This is a genomic window from Bacteroidota bacterium, assembly GCA_018831055.1.
Classification (GTDB): Bacteria; Bacteroidota; Bacteroidia; order Bacteroidales; family B18-G4; genus M55B132.
Map to the genome: position 1 here is coordinate 1 of JAHJRE010000037.1, position 20,512 is coordinate 20,512.

Genomic DNA, 20,512 nt, shown 5'->3' on the forward strand with positions numbered 1-20,512 from the left:
CATAAAACGATTTTTTTTAACTTTGCATTCGCAAATTTAAAACCCACACCCACACCCACACTCACACTCACACTCACACTCATTTCGGGCCTATAGCTCAGTTGGTTAGCCCCGATAGCTATCGGGGGACTCATAATCAGGAAAGAGAACAAAGAAATATAATAAACTTCAAATTTCAACCACATACTTTCCCCGGCCTTATTAAATTAATGATTAAGTTTTGTTGTTATATAATATTTAGTGAATCGCTAAATCGGTTTTATGTTGGTTCCACGCGATTGGATGCAGAAGAAAGGCTAGAGAGGCATCTTACTCAGTATTATGGGAATCAAAAGTTCACAGCCAATGCCAATGATTGGGTATTATTTTTGGAAATTTCCTGCCAAACCGCAACTCAGGCTTCCCAGATAGAGCATCACATCAAAAGGATGAAAAGCAAGACATACATTAAGAACCTAAAGAAATATCCTGAAATTATAGATAGACTGAAGCAAAAGTACAAATAGCGTATTGATCATCAACTCCACACATTTTGAGATAAATTTTGAAATGTTCGGTTGATTTTTCGTACTTTTGCATTCGCAAATTTAAAATGCACACTCACACAAATCTACGTAAACAAGTTGGCTTCGATTTGCAAAACTCACACTGACACTCACACCCATCTCGGGCCTATAGCTCAGTTGGTTAGCCCCGATAGCTATCGGGGGACTCATAATCAGGTGGTGTGAGTAAATGATATAGGGCCTATAGCTCAGTTGGTTAGAGCAACTGACTCATAATCAGTAGGTCCCAGGTTCAAGTCCTGGTGGGCCCACAAAAAAAGTTCAGCCTCGATGGCTGAACTTTTTTTATTGCACGATATATAAGATCGAACGATTGCTCGATATTCGAAGGATTGCCGATTTCGGGCAATCTCATACATCGCGCAATCTCATACGTCGCGCAATTCTACTGCTTTTTCCTTGCCGTTTGAACAGTTCTGTAAAAGATAGATACTAATTGATGGCTTTCATCCAGGGCTTTGTGCATCTTATCCCCTTCTTCAATGATCTTTGCTTTTTTCAGGATTTTCAGATTAACATCTGACTCCCGAAGTTCTTTCAAGACTACACCGATCTTATGGATGAAGTCCTTTTTTGTTTCTGCACTCTGAGCTTCTCCATAGTTCAGGGCAGCACTCGCAGTTGATCTAAGCAGTTGATTGATCAAATAATTTCCAAAGTATTCTTTGTCAACTGATTTACTGATCTCAAAGATTAAGATAGAAAAGTCTATTAATCTTTCTTCAAGTTCCTTTCGCATAACATTTAAGTTTAGGTTCTATTTATTAGTACCCAAATTCTAAAAATGTCGCACCTGAAAATGATAAATCACATAAAAAATGTGCCATCGGCAATGCTGAATGGGCAATGCAATAGGCGACCCGCGCAGATTACCTGACCTGGTGGGCCTACAAAAAAAGTTGCTACTCGATGTAGCAACTTTTTTTATTGCGCGATGTAGGAGATTGAACGATTACAAGATATTCGAAGTACTTCGATCAATCTTCTACATCGTGCAATCTTCTACATCGTGCAATCTTCTACATCGTGCAATCTTCTACGTCGTGCAATCTTCTACGTCGCGCAATCTTCTACGTCGCGCAATCTTCTACGTCGTGCAATTTTCTACATCGTGCAATCTTCTACGTCGCGCAATCTTCTACATCGTTCAATTCTATTGATTTTGCTTTGCTGTCTGAACAGTTCGGTAAAAGATCGACACCAACTGATGGCTTTCATCCAGGGCTTTGTGCATTTTATATTCAACGCATTTTTTATTGCCCGATGGAGGAGATTGCACGATCCTTCAACGGAGTTTATCCTGAGCATGGCGAAGGACTCAGGACAAGTTATTCGAAGGATGGCCGATTTCGGGCGATCTTATATGTCTTGCAATCGCTGCAATTTACAATTTTTTGGTTGTGAGATTTTTATCTGCATACTCTTTCGAGATTCCTCCAGGATACTATATTGAAATCATTAAAAGTAAAATTATCTTCTCCTCCATAAATCACATTACCATTTCTTGTCTCCATTTCAGAAAACCTTGCGAAGCTTTTTAATCCGTCAATAAAACTGTTCGAAAAGGATTTTGCTGATTTAATCTCTATTGCTTTTATGACCATGCAGATTTTTAAGAACAGAGAACATTTTCCTCATTTGTGTCATATATTTGCTATAAAGCAATTTATACCACCATGAAAAGAACGTTCATCCTTAGTCTCGCATTTTTACTTGGTATGGTTGGCATTGCCCAGCAAAACGACCCTTTCAAATGCCCTTATAAGATCAACGGTCAGCTTCAACCCGACTCATTGATATGTAAACTTTCCAATAACCTTTTCCTGGTTGATGCCAGGCACTTTATGGAATCTGCAGGAGGTGAATACTATCCGTTTCCCGACCTGTTTAATGTCTTTGGCTTTGCCACCCAATACGGAAAAATCATCTCTTACGCCCGTGCGTATTATGATACGGGTTTTTACAACTCAAAGCCTGTATTTATGATCCCTCCGGTTGAAAAAATAAGCTACGAAGGCAGAAGCCTGTACGCTGCACCTCTGGGATTCCTGTCAAGAGCCATTGGTGATACGTTGTTCTATAATTCCTCGGATAACCTGCTGGAGGTTTATACTTCACCTCCCGATACCATAGGTTCAATTTTTACCGGAGCCTCCAATGTTGCCAGGGTTTTCCAGGATGAAGGGTTCCTGGTCCGGCAGGCAGCCATCAGCTATACCAATGCCATTACTTTGTGCAATGCCGGGTATGTCCCTAATTGCAATGGTAACAATGCAAATTTTCCGTATTTCCTAATCAATATGCCTCCTTCCCCGGTTTGTGATACTGCTTTCACCATCACTGCATTGTATAATATGCGTAATGACGAGGCTATAATTACTATGGGATATACCCCTCCTGAATGTAAATACTACAGCTACAGGAGTTATATGGTGAACCGGTTTTTTGCCCTTCCTGAACCCATTCGTCTGAAAATCTATGCCAGTTTGGGCGATACACGGAATCTTTATAATATGAACACGAGTGTTCCTCTCAGTGAAAGATTTGAACGTCCGTTCGCCATTATTTCGGCCGCCGACAGTATCATTGCATACCATGCAAGGGAAATCATCCTGAATAACACCGGGATACCCGGGGAGGACATTCATTTTGATATTATTCCCTACGAACTCTTTAATTTCGGCTTTAACATTTTTGCCGACTGGGGTAACTTCCTTCACCGGGCTTCCATTTTCAAAGATGAGGTAGCCGGCCAGAATTATATCCACCATCCCAGCCTGGAGGTCCTCAGGATAACCCCTTCTTCTCCTGCCACGCCTCAGTTTTTTGCATTTCCTCCTTTAAAGAGCCGGCTTTCCGGTACCAATGAATTCTATCTCCTGGATGATTTCTATGATATGGAGCAGTCCATTTATCAGAAATATGCTCCCAATTATGATATCACTCTGCTTGGCCCCAGTGTATGGCTGGTTGAAGGTTATGAAGCCTTGCAAAAAAGGATTGATGTACTCGGTGAAACAAGGGATGCTCTCTACATCCGTACCGATGCTTTCAATTTCCATGAGGATGATATCATTATTGTTTATGGGGTGAACCATACCAAAACAGGAAAGGCCGTCTATACCAATGTAAGCTGCTACCATGATACATTATTTGCCGGTTACGGGGGCATTAAGAATATGCAATTGGAAAAAACTGCCAGGGAGTATTTCCAGGATACGCTCACGGCGGATTATTTTTTCACTTATAAGTTTGTCCGGCATGCCATAAATGGAGATCCCCATGTTTTTGTCGTGCCTGCAGATACCTTCCACAATATGCTTGGTTTGGATATAGGACGTACAGCTTTCATGGGGTTCAGAGCCTATATCGATACTACAACGCTGGTAGGCCCTTCGGCTACGGAGCTTATCATGAGCAGGGCCATGCTGCTGCGCCCTTCCGGATCGGGTTTCGAAGATGTTGATAACAACCATAACCTGACTTTTGAAATCTTTCCCAACCCGGGAAAGGAACTGATTTACTTTATGATCGATACTCCTGAGGAAATCGAGATGGAAATCTGTGTTTACAATGCTTCAGGTCAACTTGTTGCACAACCTGTTCACTCGCTGTCAATGATGGGTAAACACCAGGTCGAATGGAAAGTGCCTGCAGGATTGCAGACGGGAAACTATTTCGCGCGTATGGTTTACTACAGAACGACCGGAAATTATTTCAATATTATTACCAGGAAGCTGATACTAAATTAGGCCTGTGTTTCTTGATTCTTGTTGATTGTTTTTGGTTTCCTGGTTTCCTGGTCATTGCCATCAATTAAAAAAATGCGCTTTTCCCGGATGACTGACTTTATGTTTCACGGCAAGCTGATGTAACAAAGCGTTGGAATCCTTCAGTATTTGCGATACCCTCTTTAATCATGGAGGTACTTTATTTGCTCCATTTGATTTCAAATCCAATTGTATTGATTATAAACCTTTCATTTACCAAAGGAACCGGGTACAAAAACTCCTGCAGATCAAATGAAAAATTCCATTCAGTAAAAGACACTATGAGAGAAGTAGAAAAATGAACAACAATAGTTTGATCAGTTTTTACGAAAAAAAAGTAATAAATGGAATCATATTGCACAAATATCCTTACTTTTGTGTACTATAAAACAATTGTTGCACAAATGACCAGAGACATCATTTTAAATCAAAGAAAGGAACTTGAGCAAAAGCTAAAGGAAAAATATGTTACCCGGATTTCTCTATCTCCCGTAAACATTACACACCTGATTAACGTAATAATTGGGCCAAGAAGAGCCGGAAAGTCTTTTTTTGGCATGCATCAGCTTGTTAAAGGGCAATCATTTGGTTTCGTAAATTTTGACGATGAACGGCTTATAAAGGTTGAAAATTTTGATGAAATTCTTGAGGCTTTGCGCTCTGTTTACAATCAACCTGAAATACTTCTACTGGATGAAATTCAAAACCTGCCCGACTGGGAATTAATTGTAAACCGGCTTCAGCGGCAAAATTACAAGCTGATCATCACCGGCAGCAATTCCAATTTGTTGAGCAGTGAACTCTCCACGCACCTTACAGGGCGTCATTTGTCCATCCACATCCATACTTTTTCATTTGCAGAATATATTGCATCTTTGGGAAAGGAACTTACCGATGCAGAGTATAAGGAAAAATTTAATGATTTCCTGATTTATGGTGGTTATCCTGAACCATTGATGAAATCGATTAACTACAATGAATACCTGAAAGTGTTGTTCGATTCGATATTGTTTAAAGATATCGTTAAGCGATATAAAATCCGGCAACCTGAAATGCTTGAAAATCTTGCAGTGTGGTTAATCTCAAATATTACTTCTGAATTTTCCATGACATCAGTATCAAACCAAGTGGATATATCGAGTGTACACACCATTAAACGATACCTTGGCTACCTGGAAGAATGCTTTGTATTTTTTACCATTTCAGGTTTCTCTTATAAAACCGGTAGACTTTTAAAATCTAATAAAAAAGTATATTGTTTCGACAATGGGTTTTACCATGCAAAAGCAAATTGTAACAGCAACGACTGGGGGAGGTTACTCGAAAACCTGATAGCTGCTCACCTAATGAGGAATAAAATCAAAGGTGATTCAGATGTATTTTATTGGAAAGGAGCAAATCAGGAAGAAGTTGATTTTGTAGTTAAAAGAGGAAAATCCATAGAGACTCTTATTCAGGTTTGCTGGGATGCAAAGAATATGAAAACACGCAAACGTGAGGTCAGGGGACTGCTGAATGCCTGGCAAAAATTAGGAAGTGGCAAACTCCTGGTGATTACACACGATGAAGAAGCTTTTGAAACACATAGCTGGTATGGTGTCGAAAAAGAGATTCAATTTTTACCAGCCTGGAAATGGCTGCTTGGCGATATGATTAAGAAGTAAACCTTTACTGTATACTATTCCAATTTAACCAGTTTTTTGGTTTGCAATCCTGCAGGGGTTATTAATTTGCATAGATTGTTTTATAGACCAGAAATATTTTTTCATTCAATCTCCCACATATAATCCCTATTTCCAGCTTGAAACCTGTAAAAATACATCCCGGCCGGAAGGCCTGTGGCGTTCCATCGCACTTTTTGTTTGCCTTTTGCTTGTCCCTGCTGTATTTTATCAATAATTTGACCCTGGGGATTAAAAATCGTAATGATGATTTTGGAAGGCTTTTCAAGAATATAGGAGAAAGTTGTAAATCCTTTAAAAGGGTTCGGTGAAACCATGCACTCCCTTATCAAGTGATTTTCAACGATGGCTACTGAATTTGCTTCACAGGATTCAAGAACTTCTTCAGTGCTTTGGCAACCATAAGAATTGGAAGTTCCTATGTAAACCATTTTTTTTACTGAGCAGCTAAATTATTTTTTGAGGAATTTATGCATTAGGAGTGGAGCAAACTAATGCATTGCTTGCGTTCAACAATCTGAACCATTATGAGATTCTTAATGCAAAATTTGATTTCTATTAGAAATTTGGTGCCTTTACTGACTAAATTGATATAAATATGGTCAGCATTATACCCAAATGCAATATTTACCGTAATTCATAATCAGGACTATCTTGATTTTATTACTTGACAACACAAAACTGAGAATTCAGTTTACCCCAATCCGAATGAAGGACTGGTTAACCTGGCATTTGCCATTCCTATTAATGAAGAAAAGTGTTTTTAAAGTAGATAACCGCATTGTTTGCATACACTTCCATCCCTCCTGCATTACACTGGGACCTGCAACTTGAAGCCTGTCGCCTGCATCCTGTATCCTGCAACCTGCCACTATTTATTCTCCTTTCCAAATAAATAATTTGGGTGTGTTCATACTTCCCTAACGTTTTTTTTAACTTTACGCAATCTATTGCATCACTACCAATACCCCAAATCCAATGATGAAGTATGTTTTTATTCTGGCGTTTATCTCTGGTGCCTGCCTTTCCCATGCACAAACCCATAAACTCCTTTTCGACCGCTCAGGCCGGCCTGCTGCAGCCTGCTTCATAATTGACGATTCTGTCAGTAAATTCAGGATTGACCCCGCCATGGAAATGGAATGGAATTTTGATCACGATGATGGAATCCAATATTCATTGATATATAACCCAGCTTATTTTCCCTTCACGAACAGTGCTGACCTGAATCCGCTCACCGGTTTCGAACCCGGGGTGCTTCCGGAAGGCGATCTGATATCCGATGCAGCGTTTACGCTTGATGGAGAAAAGATAGTTGTCATCGGTAAACACAGCAATAATGTTTTTTTCTACGATGCTTCCGATTACCGCTTAATTGAGATTACAGAGGTTGGTGAGGGACCTATTGACCTTACATTAAATGACCGGACTGCCTATGTTGCCTGTTTATACTCCCAGGAAGCCTATGCTATCGATCTGATGGATTATTCCGTTCAGAACATTATCACACTCCTGCGAAATCCAAGCCAGGTAGAGGTCAACCCCGATGAAACCATTGTCTATGTTGGCTTTCCTTCCTTTATGAATGGATCTGTTGCGGCCTATGACCTGAGCACAAATGAACTCATCTGGGAATCCTGGGAGCCTTTTATCCATCACTATAGCTGGTTTGGGAATGCCGGCAGGGTCTTTTATTCCTATTACCGCTTTATGTTGAACCCCAATGGCAGTCAAATTCTTACCGATGCTGATGATGGGTACCCGCTGATCCTGGATGCCCTGACCGGAGAACCAGAACAAAAATATTTCTTTGGCCATGCCTGTGGACATAATTGCTCACTTACAGGCGACACAATTTATTATCTTGCCACAACCAGCAGTGATCAACTTAAAATGTACCGGATTGATGCCCGGTCTCTCCTGCCCATCGATTCTATCATACAGAATGGGATTGATTACTGGGGAGAAACCGATTTAGCCATCTCACCGGATGGAAATAAAGTGCTGGCAGCTTTTGAATGGGAAGAAATCAATTACCTCTTTGATTTCGGAGAGATGAGCTTTAGTGCTCTGCCAATCAGTATTTTATTTAATGAGCATATTCTCCAGACATCCGACAGAGGCTATGCTCTTTGCATGCAGGAGCTTTCCATTACCGTCTTCGACTTTGAAACGGAAGAATATCTTTCTTCAACCGGTGTCTCCTGGGCACCTTACGGAGTAGCTTCCAAAGCAGAAAACAGGGCATTTGTTGCCAACGGGATTTTTACACCCTATTCCAACTCTATTAGCAAAAATGAATGGTTTAGCTTTTATGACTTCTCAGATCCCGGAAACATTACCAAGGATACTTCGATTGTTGCTGGAGTGATGCCTGAAGCAGATGTCCCTTACAGTGCCACACTCAGCCAGGATGGTGAAAAAATCATGGCTACCAATATTTTATCAGGAAATATGAGCATCCTGAATAAAGAAACTCATGAAACAGATACTTTGATAGATATTGAGGATATCATGTTTTGTGATGCCATTCCCAATACTTCCGGTATTTGGCTCTCGGGTTTCGAATCTTCACAGGCTCACTTATTCGACATGAACGCTTATTCCATCCTGAAAAGCCTTCCGGTTAGCCATTCCTGGTGCAACATGGTTTCGCCTGCAGGAGATTATATTTACGCCCTCACAGGATATGATCAGCTTTATAAAATATTGGTCGACGGAACAAATTCCCAAATTGTTAAAACAACCGGGGTCATTTTTCACAAAACCCAATATTCCTTCATCGGAACGGAGATCTGGTTGTTTTCAACGGCCGGGATGTCTCCGGATGGGAAATTCATCCTGATTACCGGGATAGATCAAAACCTGGGCCCGGTTGTGCAGATCATCGACACCGAAAACCTGGAGGTATTGGTTAAACTGCCTGTATCCTACGAAAGTACCTTCGATATTGCCTTTACAACCGACAGCCAAAGGGCGGTCCTGATTTATAACAAGAGTCTTATCCAGATCGTATATCTGGACGGGGAAAACTCCTTTATAGAGAATACGGTTTCATTGAGCACTGGTAGCTATTCTGCTGCTTACAATCCTTCCGATGGCCTTTTCTACATCGGGAGTAATAGTTTGTTATATACTGTTGATCCTGTTACCGGAGTGATTGCCGGCACCCAGTCAATCGGTAATGAAATCCTCCTGCAGGTGGCATTTGATAAGGATGGTGTACCGATGATCAGAACAGCCAGAAAGTTCTTTTATGATATGGTTGAATATGCATTGCCGGGATCATCCCAACGATTTGTTTATCGTGAAGATCTGAACCTGGTAGTTATTCCCATCCCGGGTCCCGACAAGGTTATGATATTTGACACTCAAATGGTTGAAATGCAGGAAATTCCTTTATCAGGAGGTAATGGGCATGTACGTGTGTATCCGAATCCTGTATCCGACATATTAACCATAGAAGCCGGGAGCGAAATACGTCAGGTTAAGATTTATTCTATCAATAATTCATTGGTTCTGAATCGGGATTGCAGGGATAAAAAGGTAAACATTAATACTTCCGGTTTAATTTCAGGAACTTATCTGGTAAAAATTATTACATCCAGGGGTAGCTTTAACGAAAAAATAATTGTTATTAAGTAAGCAGGACGATGGCGATCTTCCGGATGCAATCCAACCATGCAGGATGGGTTATTGATTATCTTTGCTTAAAATTTATGTTAAATCTGATTATAACCTTCTATGCCAGACATTAAAAACATCATTTTCGACTTCGGGACTGTGATAATAAACATTGATATGTTGGGGGTGAAGAGGAAATTCATGGAGATGGGTGTTGGTAACACGGATGAAATCCATGAACATTTGTTTGAAAACGGAGTTTATTTTCGGTTTGAAACCGGAGAGATAAGTCCGGACGAGTTTCGCAATGAGATCCGGGCTAAAGTGAAGACCGGTGTTTCCAACGAGGAGATTGATGATGCCTGGAACGCCATCATCCTGGATATCCCGGCCGAAAGGGTGCGCATGCTGGAAACGATCAGGCATAATTATCGCACTTTCCTGCTATCCAATACCAACCAGATTCATTTTGATTTTTACGATGCATATTTTGCGAATACTTTCGGTTACCAGGGGCTTGCTTCCCTTTTTGAGAAGGCATATTTTTCGCACGAAATGAAGGTGCGCAAACCGGATCCTGAAATTTACCGGATGGTACTCAGCGATGCCGGGTTGCTTCCTGAGGAAACGCTGTTTATCGATGATATGGAAATCAATATTCACGCGGCAACTGCATTGGGTATGCGGGGTTATTTCCTGAAAGAAGGGGAGGAGATGGTTTCGCTTTTTAACGATGGTAAGCTAACGGTAAAAACCTTGAATTTGATCCAGTAAATCCAGGATTTCCTGTACATTCCCGGATGTTATCAGTTTGATCCTGAAATCTTTGAAATGGGGTAAGCCTCTGAAATAACTGCCGTAAAACTTTCGCATTTCAAAAATTCCTTTTTTTTCACCTTTATAAGTTAAGGCTTCCAGGAAATGTCTTCTGCAGGTTTGAGTACGCTCCGGGATATCCGGCGGAGAAATGATCTGTCCGTTACTCAGATAGCCTTTCACTTCACGAAATATCCAGGGATAACCAATAGCTGCGCGGCCGATCATGATGCCGTCCACACCATATTTATCGAACATTTCTTTCGCGATCCCGGCTGTGGTAATGTCGCCGTTGCCAATAACAGGAATATGCATTCTCGGGTTGTTTTTCACTTCACCGATCAGGGTCCAGTCGGCCTTGCCTTTATAAAGCTGAGCCCTTGTCCTCCCATGTATGGTTAAGGCTTTGATACCTGTATCCTGCAATCTTTCAGCTACTTCCAGGATGTTTTTGCTGGTATCATCCCAACCCAGCCGGGTTTTGGCTGTCACCGGAATGTTGGTTGCATTAACTACAGCACGGGTTATTTCCACCATTTTGTCGACATCCCGCAGCATTCCGGCACCTGCTCCTTTGTTGATGACTTTTTTCACCGGGCAACCCCAGTTTATGTCGATGATATCGGGCCGGGCTTCAGCTGCCATTTGCGTTGCCTTCACCATGGAAGCGGTGTCGTGACCAAAAATCTGAATGCCAATCGGTCGTTCTTCCTCCGTAAAATCAAGCTTTATCAGGCTTTTTTCAGCATCCCGTATCAATCCTTCTGAAGAAATAAATTCGCTGTACATCATGTCGGCTCCCATTTCCTTGCAAATCTTCCTGAAAGGCAAATCGGTCACATCTTCCAAAGGTGCCAGGAAGACAGGATAGGGTCCGAACGTTATATTACCTATTTTCATAATTTCCACAGTCGAAGCACAAAATTATTATTTTTGACCGGCTTATCAATACTTTCATGATGTATCAAAGCGAACCCGTTTTATATCGCACCCATCCTTTCCTTCGGCTGGTGGTTTTACTGGCCCTTCTCATCGTTTCCATGCTGGTGACAGCATTTATAGGCATATTGATTGGACTGCCTTTTTTCGGTTCGGAACTCATTGAATCGCTGAAAGGTTTTTCTTTGCTTAACCAGCCCGATCAGATCGGTATGCTGAAGTACCTGCAGATTGTTAACCAGATAGGGCTATTCATCATTCCTCCTATTCTGTTTGCTTTGATGGTAAGCCGCAGCATTAAGGGGTATCTCCGGATGGACAGGAGACCTCATTCCATGACGATTCTGGCAGGAAGTATTATGATCCTGTTTTCATTGCCTTTCCTGCATTGGCTCTCTGAGTTGAATGAAGCAATAAGGTTGCCGGAGTTCATGGGTTCGGTCGAAAGGTGGTTCCAGGAATATGAAAGCAGGGCGAGAGAGCTTACAGAGGCTTTTGTTGATGTACATACCTGGGGAGGACTGACAGTGAACCTGCTGATGATTGCATTACTGCCTGCTTTCGGAGAGGAAATGCTCTTCCGAGGGGTGCTTTTGAGGGGAATGAATGACTGGACGAAGAACATTCATGCATCGGTTCTTATTACTGCTTTCCTGTTTTCCGCCCTGCATCTGCAGTTTTATGGGTTTCTGCCTAGGTTTGTGCTGGGGGTTTTGCTCGGATACATGTTGGTTTGGACGGGATCATTGTGGGTTCCGATTATTATGCATTTCGTCAACAATGCGATGGCGGTGCTTATTGTATTTTTTATGAACCGTTCCGGTAAAGAGGTGGAGATGGAGGAAATTGGGTCTTCGTCAAATATTTTCATCATTTTTTTCAGTTTCCTGCTGATGCTTTCGTTGACTTTTTTCATTTATGCCAACGAAGAACGGCAACGGATAAAATAACGTGAGCATCGGGAATGACTATCATCAGGTTGCAGGTTACAGGCTGCAGGTAGCAGGTAGTTTGAGGGTGGGTTATGAGTTATGAGTTATGAGTTATGAGTTATGAGTTATGAGTGATAGTTGTAACCTGAAACCTGTAACCTGCAGCTTTTTATTATTTTTTCCGATGCTCTCATAAAATAAAAAAGGAGCAACTGCAACGGCAGTGCTCCTTAAAATGAACTATGAAATTTTTTAGTTGTCGGCGTAGATTTTCCGCGACGAATAATTTATTTTAAACGCTCCTATCTTCCTAAGTTCCTGTTTTATATCCGTGATAATTCCCATTCGGGTGTTTTCATCGGCTTTTATTGAGGTAGTCAGGAATTTTTTATCGGCTTCGTCACGGGATTCTCTTTCCCGGATAATAAAGTCCTGGATATCGTCGACAGTGGCAAAAGCATCATTAAGCTGGATACGTGATTCGGTACCATAAATCTTTGATTTCTGAGGTATACCCACGTATATATAGCTAACGAGCGATTTTTTTTCCAGTTTTTCCACTGCGGCGGCTTCCGGGGCTTTGATCTGAACGATGAGGGTTACTTCCCGCATTACGGTGGTTACCATAAAGAAGAAAAGCAACATAAAGATAATGTCAGGCAAAGAGGCTGTGTTGATGGCCTGTTGCTTTGAACCTTTTTTCTTTTTGAATCTTGACATATCAGTTTCCTCCTACGTTTTCCGGTTCAGCTTCGGAGATGGCCATCGGGATTGCACTCTGGATGGCTTCCCTCTTCGTTTCATCAACCAGGTTTTCAAATTTGACCCCAAAATATTGTAGCGACATCTCATTTCTGAGTTCGTCGAAGGCCTTTGTCAGTTCATCCTGGACTTTGATATACATTGCATAGGATGTACCACGGTCGTTTTTCAGGGATATTACACCCTTGGAGACCCATACTTCACCCAGATGCTCGATGACTTCCAGTTTTTTCTCAGGAAGCTCTTCGCTGTTATAAGGATTCATAAAGAATTCCTTAGCCTGGTCTTTCAGGGTCCGGATATCTCCCGGCCTGTCTTCAACAAGAAGACGGTCGGAGCTGTTTACCAGCACTTTGAAAACGTTCCTTTCCTTAATGTCAACATCAGTGTCGTCTTCAACCGGTGGTGGCAGCTTCCTCGAAATACCCGTATCCACGTCCATGGTCGTTGTAACTAGGAAGAATATCAACAACAGGAAGGCTATATCAGCCATGGATCCTGCATTGACTTCCGGTACACTTCTTAATGCCATAGGATTTTTCCTTATTTAAATATTCTTGAAATAGATGCGTATACAATCGAGATGACTGTCAGTCCGGCCAGAATATACGTAAAAATAAGGCCGGCGCCTACCCACCGTGATGTATCTGCTGTGACCTCCATTTTCTCGAGTTGAAGGGCCGTGAATTCATTTCCTGAAAATGCATAGGAAACGATACCCAGAACCACGAGCAATGCCAGAATCAACAGGAATTTAACCGATGATTTCAAGTTAAGCAGCAGATAAACAAGCGGGAAGATGATGGTGATGACAGCAGTGATAATAACCAGGATATATCCCCAGTAAATCAGCAGGTCATCAGCAATTACATCCATGTAAAACAACAGCCCCATAACGGCAGAAACCGCAAGGATGAGGCTGAGTACCCATTTTAAAATTTTTCCTGATTTATCAGTCATGGCTTGGATTTTTTATTTTTTATACTTTGCCAGAATGTCAATAAAAGTAATCGTGCTGTCTTCCATAGTGTTAACAAGGCTGTCGACCTTGGATACGATGTAGTTATAGAAGATCTGCAGAATGATGGCAACGATCAGACCGAATACGGTGGTCAAAAGAGCGACCTTGATACCGCTGGCAACGATGGTGGGGGAGATGTCACCCATGGCTTCGATATTGGCGAAAGCGTCGATCATACCGATAACCGTACCCATAAATCCAAGCATAGGAGCAATGGCGATGAAAAGGGTGATCCAGGAAAGTCCGCTCTCCAGCCTTCCCATCAACACGCTTCCGTAAGAAACGATAGATTTTTCAACAATTTCAAGTCCTTCATTATACCGGTTCAAACCCTGGTAGAAAATGCTGGCAACCGGGCCGCGGGTAGTCTTGCAAACATCTTTTGCAGCTTCGATGCCGCTGGTTTCCATTGCTGCCTCAACTTTGTTGAGAAGTTTGGTAGTGTTGGTAGTAGCCAGGTTAAGATAAATGATCCTTTCAATACAAATGGCAAGGCCGAAGATCAGCGTTAAAAGGATGATACCCATAAATCCGGGACCCCCGTCAATGAACTGCTCTTTCAATACCTGGTGGAATCCTTTAGGAGCTACTGCTTCTTCCGTCAGGGTTGTCATTTCAGAGGAAGCTTCTTCCATAACGGCTGCAGTATCTGCAGACACAGTATCAGCTGTCATTTCAGTTTCCTGCGGAGCACCTGCATCCTGGGCAAAGACATTTTGTGACACTCCAAATGCCAGTACGAGGGCTAAGGTCAAGAGGGCAACTAATTTTTTCATAGTCAATGTAATTAAATTTTTATGAAACCTAAACTGAATTATTTGTTTTTTATTGTTTTTACACGTTTCGCGGAGAGGAAGGGATTCGAACCCTTGATACCCTTTTGAGGTATACACACTTTCCAGGCGTGCGCCTTCGACCACTCGGCCACCTCTCCTGTTTTGCCCAGAAGGAATCCCTTCGTTTCGGCTGCTAAAGTAATAAAAAAAAAACTTAATAATAAAATTTGAATGTAAAATTAATATTAAAACAGCTGGTAATCTTAATTGATTATTAAGTGATTAAGTAAAAAAATCCAATCCAAAATTATGAAATTGTTACTTCCCCTCGCAGGTCGTCCTGTAAAAGCCTGATAACATCCTCTTTGAGCGGATGTTTGGCCAGGAGGAACATCATTTTTGCTACAGCAGCTTCGGCTGTTATGTCGTTGCCGCTGAGTATCCCTATTTTTCCGAGCCGCGCGCTGGTCTGATATTTGCCCAACTCAACCGACCCCCCCTTGCATTGGGTCACATTTAAAATTATTAAACCCTTCTGAATGGCTTCTTCCAGGAGGTCGAGAAATCCCGGGTTCGTATGCGTATTCCCCGCTCCATAGGTTTCCAGGATGACCCCTTTCAATCCTTCGGTTTCCAACATCTTTTTTACAGTCTCATTCTTTATGCCAGGAAAAATCTTCAGGATCAGGATGTTGGTGTTCATCTCACTGTAGACTTTCAGCTTGCGGAAATTGGGCTTACGTATATAGTTGTAGTTGTATCGGATGTAAACTCCTGCATTGGCCAGTACAGGATAGTTTACCGACTGGAATGCTTCAAAATTCTCTGCATTATATTTAATGGTACGATTACCCCGGTAAAGCTGGTATTCAAAGTAAACGCATACCTCGGGTACAACCGGTGTGTCGTTTTCTTTTGCAGCTGCTATTTCCAGGCTGGTGATAAGGTTTTCTTTTCCGTCGGTGCGGTTTACACCGATGGGTAGCTGTGATCCGGTAAGTATCACGGGTTTGTTCAGGTTCTCCAGCATAAAACTCAGGGCTGAGGCTGTGTATGCCATAGTATCCGAACCATGCAGCACAACAAAGCCATCATAGTACTCGTACTTTTCTTCAATCAGTCGCGCCAGCCTCCCCCACATCACCGGATCCATGTTTGATGAGTCAATAACCGGGTCAAAAGTGACACAGTCAATACCGAAATCAAAATTCTGCAACTCGGGTATATGGGAAGAAATGAGCCCGAAATCGAAAGGAAGCAGAACACCGCTCTCCTTATCTTTTACCATTCCGATGGTTCCACCTGTATAAATGATCAGCACCGAGGCTTTCGGATCTTCGTTCATGACTTATCTGGTTATTGTTTTGAACAATGTAAGCGTGTTTCGTGTAGTTACTGTGGCGATCTCTTCAATGCTTGTTCCCTTTATTTCCGCCATCTTATGGGCAATCAGCGGTATGTATGCACTTTCATTACGTTTGCCACGGTAGGGTTCCGGCGCCAGAAAGGGTGCATCGGTCTCCAGGATGAGATGTTCCAGCGCTATCTCCTTTACAACTGCTTCCAGTCCGCTTTTTCGGAACGTAAGTACCCCTCCGATACCCAGGTAAAATCCCCATTCGGTTATTTGCAGCGCTTGTTTCAGGTTTCCTGAAAAACAATGAAACACTCCTTTGAGACCGGGTTGCATTTCTTCCTGCACGACCTTCATGACTTCCGGGAATGAGTTTCGGGTATGGATAACTATCGGGAGATCATGTTGATGGGCCAAACGGATCTGCCGGCGAAATGCTTCTTCCTGCTGCGTGATAAATTCTTTGCTCCAGTAAAGATCAATACCAATCTCACCTACCGCACAAAAACCACCTTGATCCAGCCAATGGCTCACGGTTTCCAACTCCTGGAGGTAGTTTGCCTTTACCGAGGTCGGATGCAGTCCCATCATAGGATGACAATGGCCTGGATATTTTCCTGCAAGGTCAAGCATAGGGTCAATGGAATCCCTGTCGATATTGGGTAAATACATATGCAGGACGCCGGCGTCGACGGCTCTTCGGATCATTTCGTCGCGGTCGCTGTTGAACTGTTCAAGATATAGATGAGTATGGGAATCTGCCAGAATCATGCGGCAAAATTAAGATTTATTATGGTATTCCTTTACCTTGGCTTTGCAGGCCACACCATTTTATTATATTTGTTTCCGGTAATTCAAAACCTGTGCTGCAAAGAAAGAAAATCCTTGTAATCCGTTTCAGTTCGATCGGGGATATCGTCCTTACCACCCCTGTGGTCAGAGCCCTTAAGAACCAGGGAGATTATATTGTCCACTACCTTACCAAGAAGTCAAATATCCCGGTTTTGTCCGCCAATCCCTATATCGATAAGATTTATGCTATCGATCAGAAAGTCGCGGAGGTAATGGAAGATCTGAGAAAGGAGAAATATGATTTTATCGTCGACCTGCATAAAAATATACGATCTTATCAGACAAAAACCGGGTTACGTGTACCTTCAGCATCGTTTAGCAAACTGAATACGGAGAAATGGTTATTGGTGAATTTTGGTGTCAATCGTCTTCCGGATATTCACATTGTTGACCGTTACTTCATGGCTGTAAAGCCGTTGGGTATCGTCAACGACGGCCTGGGCCTTGATTATTTTATCGATGCTACCGAACAGGTCATGCCGGAAGAGATCCCCCAGGATTGCAGGCACGGTTATATTGCCCTGGTTATCGGAGGTAAGCACCGGACAAAAATCTTCCCGGAGGATAAAGTCATTTCTGTCTGTAAAAAGCTGGATTATCCCGTTATTCTGCTTGGAGGCAAGGAAGACCGTGCTGCCGGCGAAAGGATTTGCTCAGGTGCCGGTTCTCTGGTTTTTAACGCATGCGGCCTTTATACCATCAACCGATCGGCTTTCCTGGTAAAACAAAGCCTGGCAGTATTAACCAACGATACCGGGCTCATGCATATTGCCGCCGCTTTCCGCAAACCTATAGCCAGCATATGGGGAAATACAGTCCCGGCATTTGGCATGTACCCTTATTATCCTGAAAACGAAAATCCCGGATCCCTCATTGCCGAGGTGAAAGGGTTGTCCTGCAGACCCTGCAGCAAAATCGGATACGACCGCTGCCCCAAAAAACATTTCCGGTGCATGCAGGATATCAATGAAGAAGATATTGTAAACTTCCTGCGGAGGTTTATCCGCTGATAAACGGGTTATTCACCTTCTCAAAACCTATGGTGGTTTCCGGGCCATGCCCCGGATAAACAACCGTATCGTCGGGAAGTGTGTAGAGCTTTTCCCGGATGTACTTTTGCAGGATGTCAAAATCACCCGTCGGCAGGTCGGTGCGTCCAATGCTTTGGTTAAAGAGAACATCGCCGGTGATGACAAATCCTTGTCCCTCATTCAGGAAGCAGACACTGCCGTCGGCATGCCCCGGTGTGTATAAAACCTTCAACACGGAGTTACCGAATTTTATCTCATCGCCTTCGTTGATGAACTCTCCGTAATCAGGAGAAGCCTCTGCTTCCATTCCGAATCCCAGCGCCGTTTCTGGCAGTCGTTTCAGGAACTCCAATCCCTTCTCGTGAAGGCGTGGTTTTAACCCGTATTCGTCTGCTACAAACTGGTTTCCCAGGATGTGGTCGATATGGCAATGGGTATTCAGGATGACAACCGGCCTGAGACCTTCCTGCCGGATGAAACCCGTAAGCGCATTCCTTTCTGAAGTGGAATAACAGCCAGGGTCAAGAATGGCACATTCTCCGGTCTCATCAGACAAAATGTAAGTATTCACCTGGAAGAGATTGTTCACAAATCGATGTATCTTAATCATATATCATGGTTTTCCTGAAAAATTCATTGCCGGCAAAGTTATTAAATAATGATTAAACCCTGCCTTCGTTGTAATATCACCGGAATTTGTCTTAATTTAGCGATATCAATGTCTTTAACCCTGCTTAATTTGCTGCCTGGTAAAATCCAAATACTACAACGGATGTGGAAAAGAAAGGTATTCTTTTCCGTCTTGATTATTATGCTTACCGGCATTGCACATGGACAGTTTTACAACGGTTCACAGCTCACCTTCGGAAAAAGCAGGGTTCAATACCGGGAGTTTTTGTGGACATATTACAATTATAAAGACTTTGACGTATATTTTTACAGGAATGGCCAGGAACTGGCTATATACACTTCCCGGTATGCCCAGCAACAGATCCGTGTAATGGAAGACAAGCTGGATGCCACCCTGGAGGACAAGATACAGTTCCTTGTTTTCAATACGCTGAGCGATCTAAAGCAGAGCAATATCGGTTTGATCAACGAGCAGAACTACAATACGGGAGGTATAACCTATATCCTGGGAAGAAAAGTATTTCTGTATTTTAACGGCACGTACACTGATTTTGACCGGCAGATACGTGCGGGGATCGCGGAGGTGGTCTTCAATGAGATGATGTTCGGTGGAAGCATGGGAGCCCAGATCAAGAACAATGCTCTGTATTCAATGCCGGAATGGTACAGACAGGGTGTAATCTCCTTTCTTTCGGAGAACTGGAGCACGGAAATGGATAACCAGCTTAAGGACCTGATCCTCACAGGTAAATACCGGAACTTCAACCACCTGAGCGGGGGAAATGCTATCCTGGCAGGACATTCGCTCTGGAAATTCATCTCGGATAATTATGGCGAAGCTGCTGTTCCTGCCGTAATACAAATGACCCGTATGACCCGGAGCGTGGAAAACGGTTTCCTGTATGTTCTCGGCTTATCGTTTAAAAACCTCACTAAAGAGTGGCAGTCGTATTACAGGGCCTATTACCAGGAAGACCCTCTCCGCACCATGCCCGACAACCCTTTGATGAAAAGATTCAGGGGAGACCGTGTTTACGGTCAGGCCAGGATATCTCCCGATGGCAATAAAGTTGCTTATATGACTAATGAAATAGGGCAATATAAGGTTTTCCTGCATAATGAAAGCAGCGGAAAGAAAAAAAGACTTATCAAAGGAGGATACAGGCTGGATGAGAAAAATGATCTAAGTTATCCTTTGCTTGCCTGGCACCCTTCAGGCAAAATCCTGGCTTATCTTGTGGAGAGAAGAGGTGAGATCTTCCTGTATTTTTACAACCTGGATGTTAAAAAGCGGAACCGGATCATCCTCTATAACTTCGAGAAAGTTCTGGACATGTCATACTCCCCTGATGGTAAAAACCTGCTGATGTCGGCCGTTCAGAAAGGACAATCCGATATTTACATCTTTTATGTCTCTTCCGGATCTCATGAGCAGATTACCAATGATCCCTTTGATGATATCCAGCCCCGCTTTATCGAAAACGGCTCAAGAATCGTTTTTGCTTCAAACCGAACATCCGACACACTCCGATGGGTTAAGGATGAAGAACCGGTCGGGCTACCCAGCCAGTATGATATCTGGGTTTATGACTATAAAAAGAAAGATCCCATCCTGAGGAGGGTCACCGATACTCCACTTGCCAGTGAAAGCGATCCCATGCCTTATGACGATAAACACATTACTTTCCTGAGTGATGCCAATGGCATTGCGAACCGGTATATTGCAGGTTTCGACAGTGTGATTGCCTTTGTTGATA

Annotated in this window: 19 protein-coding genes and 2 tRNA genes; 9 read left to right on the plus strand and 12 right to left on the minus strand. The window is 42.7% G+C overall.

The window, feature by feature from the left end:
- The first annotated feature begins 209 nt into the window (after positions 1–209).
- Together KKA81_02405 and KKA81_02410 are read left to right on the plus strand one after the other, a co-directional pair.
- The gene (locus KKA81_02405) at positions 210–506 is read left to right on the plus strand and encodes a GIY-YIG nuclease family protein (protein MBU2649763.1); all 297 of its coding nucleotides are present in this window, start codon (positions 210–212) and stop codon (positions 504–506) included.
- 237 nt (positions 507–743) lie between these two features.
- Positions 744–817 (plus strand) — tRNA-Ile (locus KKA81_02410).
- 134 nt (positions 818–951) lie between these two features.
- On the opposite strand, the gene KKA81_02415 is transcribed toward KKA81_02410, so the two are convergent.
- Together KKA81_02415 and KKA81_02420 are read right to left on the minus strand one after the other, a co-directional pair.
- On the minus strand, positions 952–1,305 hold the full coding sequence (locus KKA81_02415; protein ID MBU2649764.1) for a four helix bundle protein: 354 nt from the start codon (positions 1,303–1,305) through the stop codon (positions 952–954).
- A gap of 670 nt (positions 1,306–1,975) precedes the next feature.
- A complete protein-coding gene (locus KKA81_02420; protein ID MBU2649765.1) occupies positions 1,976–2,170 on the minus strand; it encodes a hypothetical protein in 195 nt (64 codons plus the stop codon).
- A gap of 72 nt (positions 2,171–2,242) precedes the next feature.
- On the opposite strand from KKA81_02420, the gene KKA81_02425 reads away from it, so the two are divergent.
- Together KKA81_02425 and KKA81_02430 are read left to right on the plus strand one after the other, a co-directional pair.
- Positions 2,243–4,318, plus strand: a complete 2,076-nt coding sequence (locus KKA81_02425; protein ID MBU2649766.1) for a T9SS type A sorting domain-containing protein — start codon at positions 2,243–2,245, stop codon at positions 4,316–4,318.
- 362 nt (positions 4,319–4,680) lie between these two features.
- Positions 4,681–6,000, plus strand: coding sequence for an ATP-binding protein (locus KKA81_02430; GenBank protein MBU2649767.1), 1,320 nt, complete (start codon positions 4,681–4,683; stop codon positions 5,998–6,000).
- 101 nt (positions 6,001–6,101) lie between these two features.
- Here KKA81_02430 and KKA81_02435 read toward each other — a convergent pair whose 3' ends face one another.
- Positions 6,102–6,449, minus strand: a complete 348-nt coding sequence (locus tag KKA81_02435; GenBank protein ID MBU2649768.1) for a T9SS type A sorting domain-containing protein — start codon at positions 6,447–6,449, stop codon at positions 6,102–6,104.
- 547 nt (positions 6,450–6,996) lie between these two features.
- On the opposite strand from KKA81_02435, the gene KKA81_02440 reads away from it, so the two are divergent.
- Entirely contained in the window at positions 6,997–9,663 is a 2,667-nt protein-coding gene (locus KKA81_02440; protein ID MBU2649769.1) for a T9SS type A sorting domain-containing protein, read from the plus strand.
- Between the two features lie 99 nt (positions 9,664–9,762).
- Positions 9,763–10,416, plus strand: a complete 654-nt coding sequence (locus tag KKA81_02445; GenBank protein MBU2649770.1) for an HAD family phosphatase — start codon at positions 9,763–9,765, stop codon at positions 10,414–10,416.
- On the opposite strand, the gene dusB is transcribed toward KKA81_02445, so the two are convergent.
- Positions 10,384–11,361, minus strand: coding sequence for a tRNA dihydrouridine synthase DusB (dusB, locus tag KKA81_02450; GenBank protein MBU2649771.1), 978 nt, complete (start codon positions 11,359–11,361; stop codon positions 10,384–10,386). The two genes, KKA81_02445 and dusB, sit on opposite strands and share 33 nt — an antisense overlap.
- Positions 11,362–11,414: 53 nt before the next feature.
- Between dusB and KKA81_02455 the strand changes: the two genes are divergently transcribed.
- Complete coding sequence (locus tag KKA81_02455; GenBank protein ID MBU2649772.1) at positions 11,415–12,347, plus strand: CPBP family intramembrane metalloprotease; 933 nt, start codon at positions 11,415–11,417, stop codon at positions 12,345–12,347.
- Between the two features lie 234 nt (positions 12,348–12,581).
- Here KKA81_02455 and KKA81_02460 read toward each other — a convergent pair whose 3' ends face one another.
- The 7 genes from KKA81_02460 to KKA81_02490 form a co-directional block, all read right to left on the minus strand.
- Positions 12,582–13,049 carry a biopolymer transporter ExbD gene (locus KKA81_02460; protein ID MBU2649773.1) on the minus strand — a complete coding sequence of 156 codons (468 nt, stop codon included), beginning with the start codon at positions 13,047–13,049 and terminating at the stop codon, positions 12,582–12,584.
- Between the two features lies 1 nt (position 13,050).
- Positions 13,051–13,623 carry a biopolymer transporter ExbD gene (locus KKA81_02465; protein MBU2649774.1) on the minus strand — a complete coding sequence of 191 codons (573 nt, stop codon included), beginning with the start codon at positions 13,621–13,623 and terminating at the stop codon, positions 13,051–13,053.
- Between the two features lie 11 nt (positions 13,624–13,634).
- Positions 13,635–14,051, minus strand: a complete 417-nt coding sequence (locus tag KKA81_02470) for a hypothetical protein (GenBank protein MBU2649775.1) — start codon at positions 14,049–14,051, stop codon at positions 13,635–13,637.
- A 12-nt stretch (positions 14,052–14,063) separates the two neighbouring features.
- On the minus strand, positions 14,064–14,888 hold the full coding sequence (locus tag KKA81_02475; protein MBU2649776.1) for a MotA/TolQ/ExbB proton channel family protein: 825 nt from the start codon (positions 14,886–14,888) through the stop codon (positions 14,064–14,066).
- Between the two features lie 70 nt (positions 14,889–14,958).
- Positions 14,959–15,046: transfer RNA gene (locus KKA81_02480), tRNA-Ser, on the minus strand.
- Positions 15,047–15,195: 149 nt separating this feature from the next.
- Entirely contained in the window at positions 15,196–16,233 is a 1,038-nt protein-coding gene (locus KKA81_02485; protein ID MBU2649777.1) for an asparaginase, read from the minus strand.
- A gap of 3 nt (positions 16,234–16,236) precedes the next feature.
- A complete protein-coding gene (locus KKA81_02490; protein MBU2649778.1) occupies positions 16,237–17,013 on the minus strand; it encodes a TatD family hydrolase in 777 nt (258 codons plus the stop codon).
- 95 nt (positions 17,014–17,108) lie between these two features.
- Between KKA81_02490 and KKA81_02495 the strand changes: the two genes are divergently transcribed.
- Positions 17,109–18,104: a glycosyltransferase family 9 protein gene (locus tag KKA81_02495; protein MBU2649779.1), complete on the plus strand. Its 996-nt coding sequence runs from the start codon at positions 17,109–17,111 to the stop codon at positions 18,102–18,104.
- Here KKA81_02495 and KKA81_02500 read toward each other — a convergent pair.
- Complete coding sequence (locus KKA81_02500) at positions 18,094–18,735, minus strand: MBL fold metallo-hydrolase (GenBank protein ID MBU2649780.1); 642 nt, start codon at positions 18,733–18,735, stop codon at positions 18,094–18,096. The genes KKA81_02495 and KKA81_02500 overlap by 11 nt on opposite strands.
- 162 nt (positions 18,736–18,897) lie before the next feature.
- Between KKA81_02500 and KKA81_02505 the strand changes: the two genes are divergently transcribed.
- Positions 18,898–20,512: hypothetical protein (locus KKA81_02505; GenBank protein ID MBU2649781.1), on the plus strand; the 1,615-nt coding region annotated here is incomplete at its 3' end.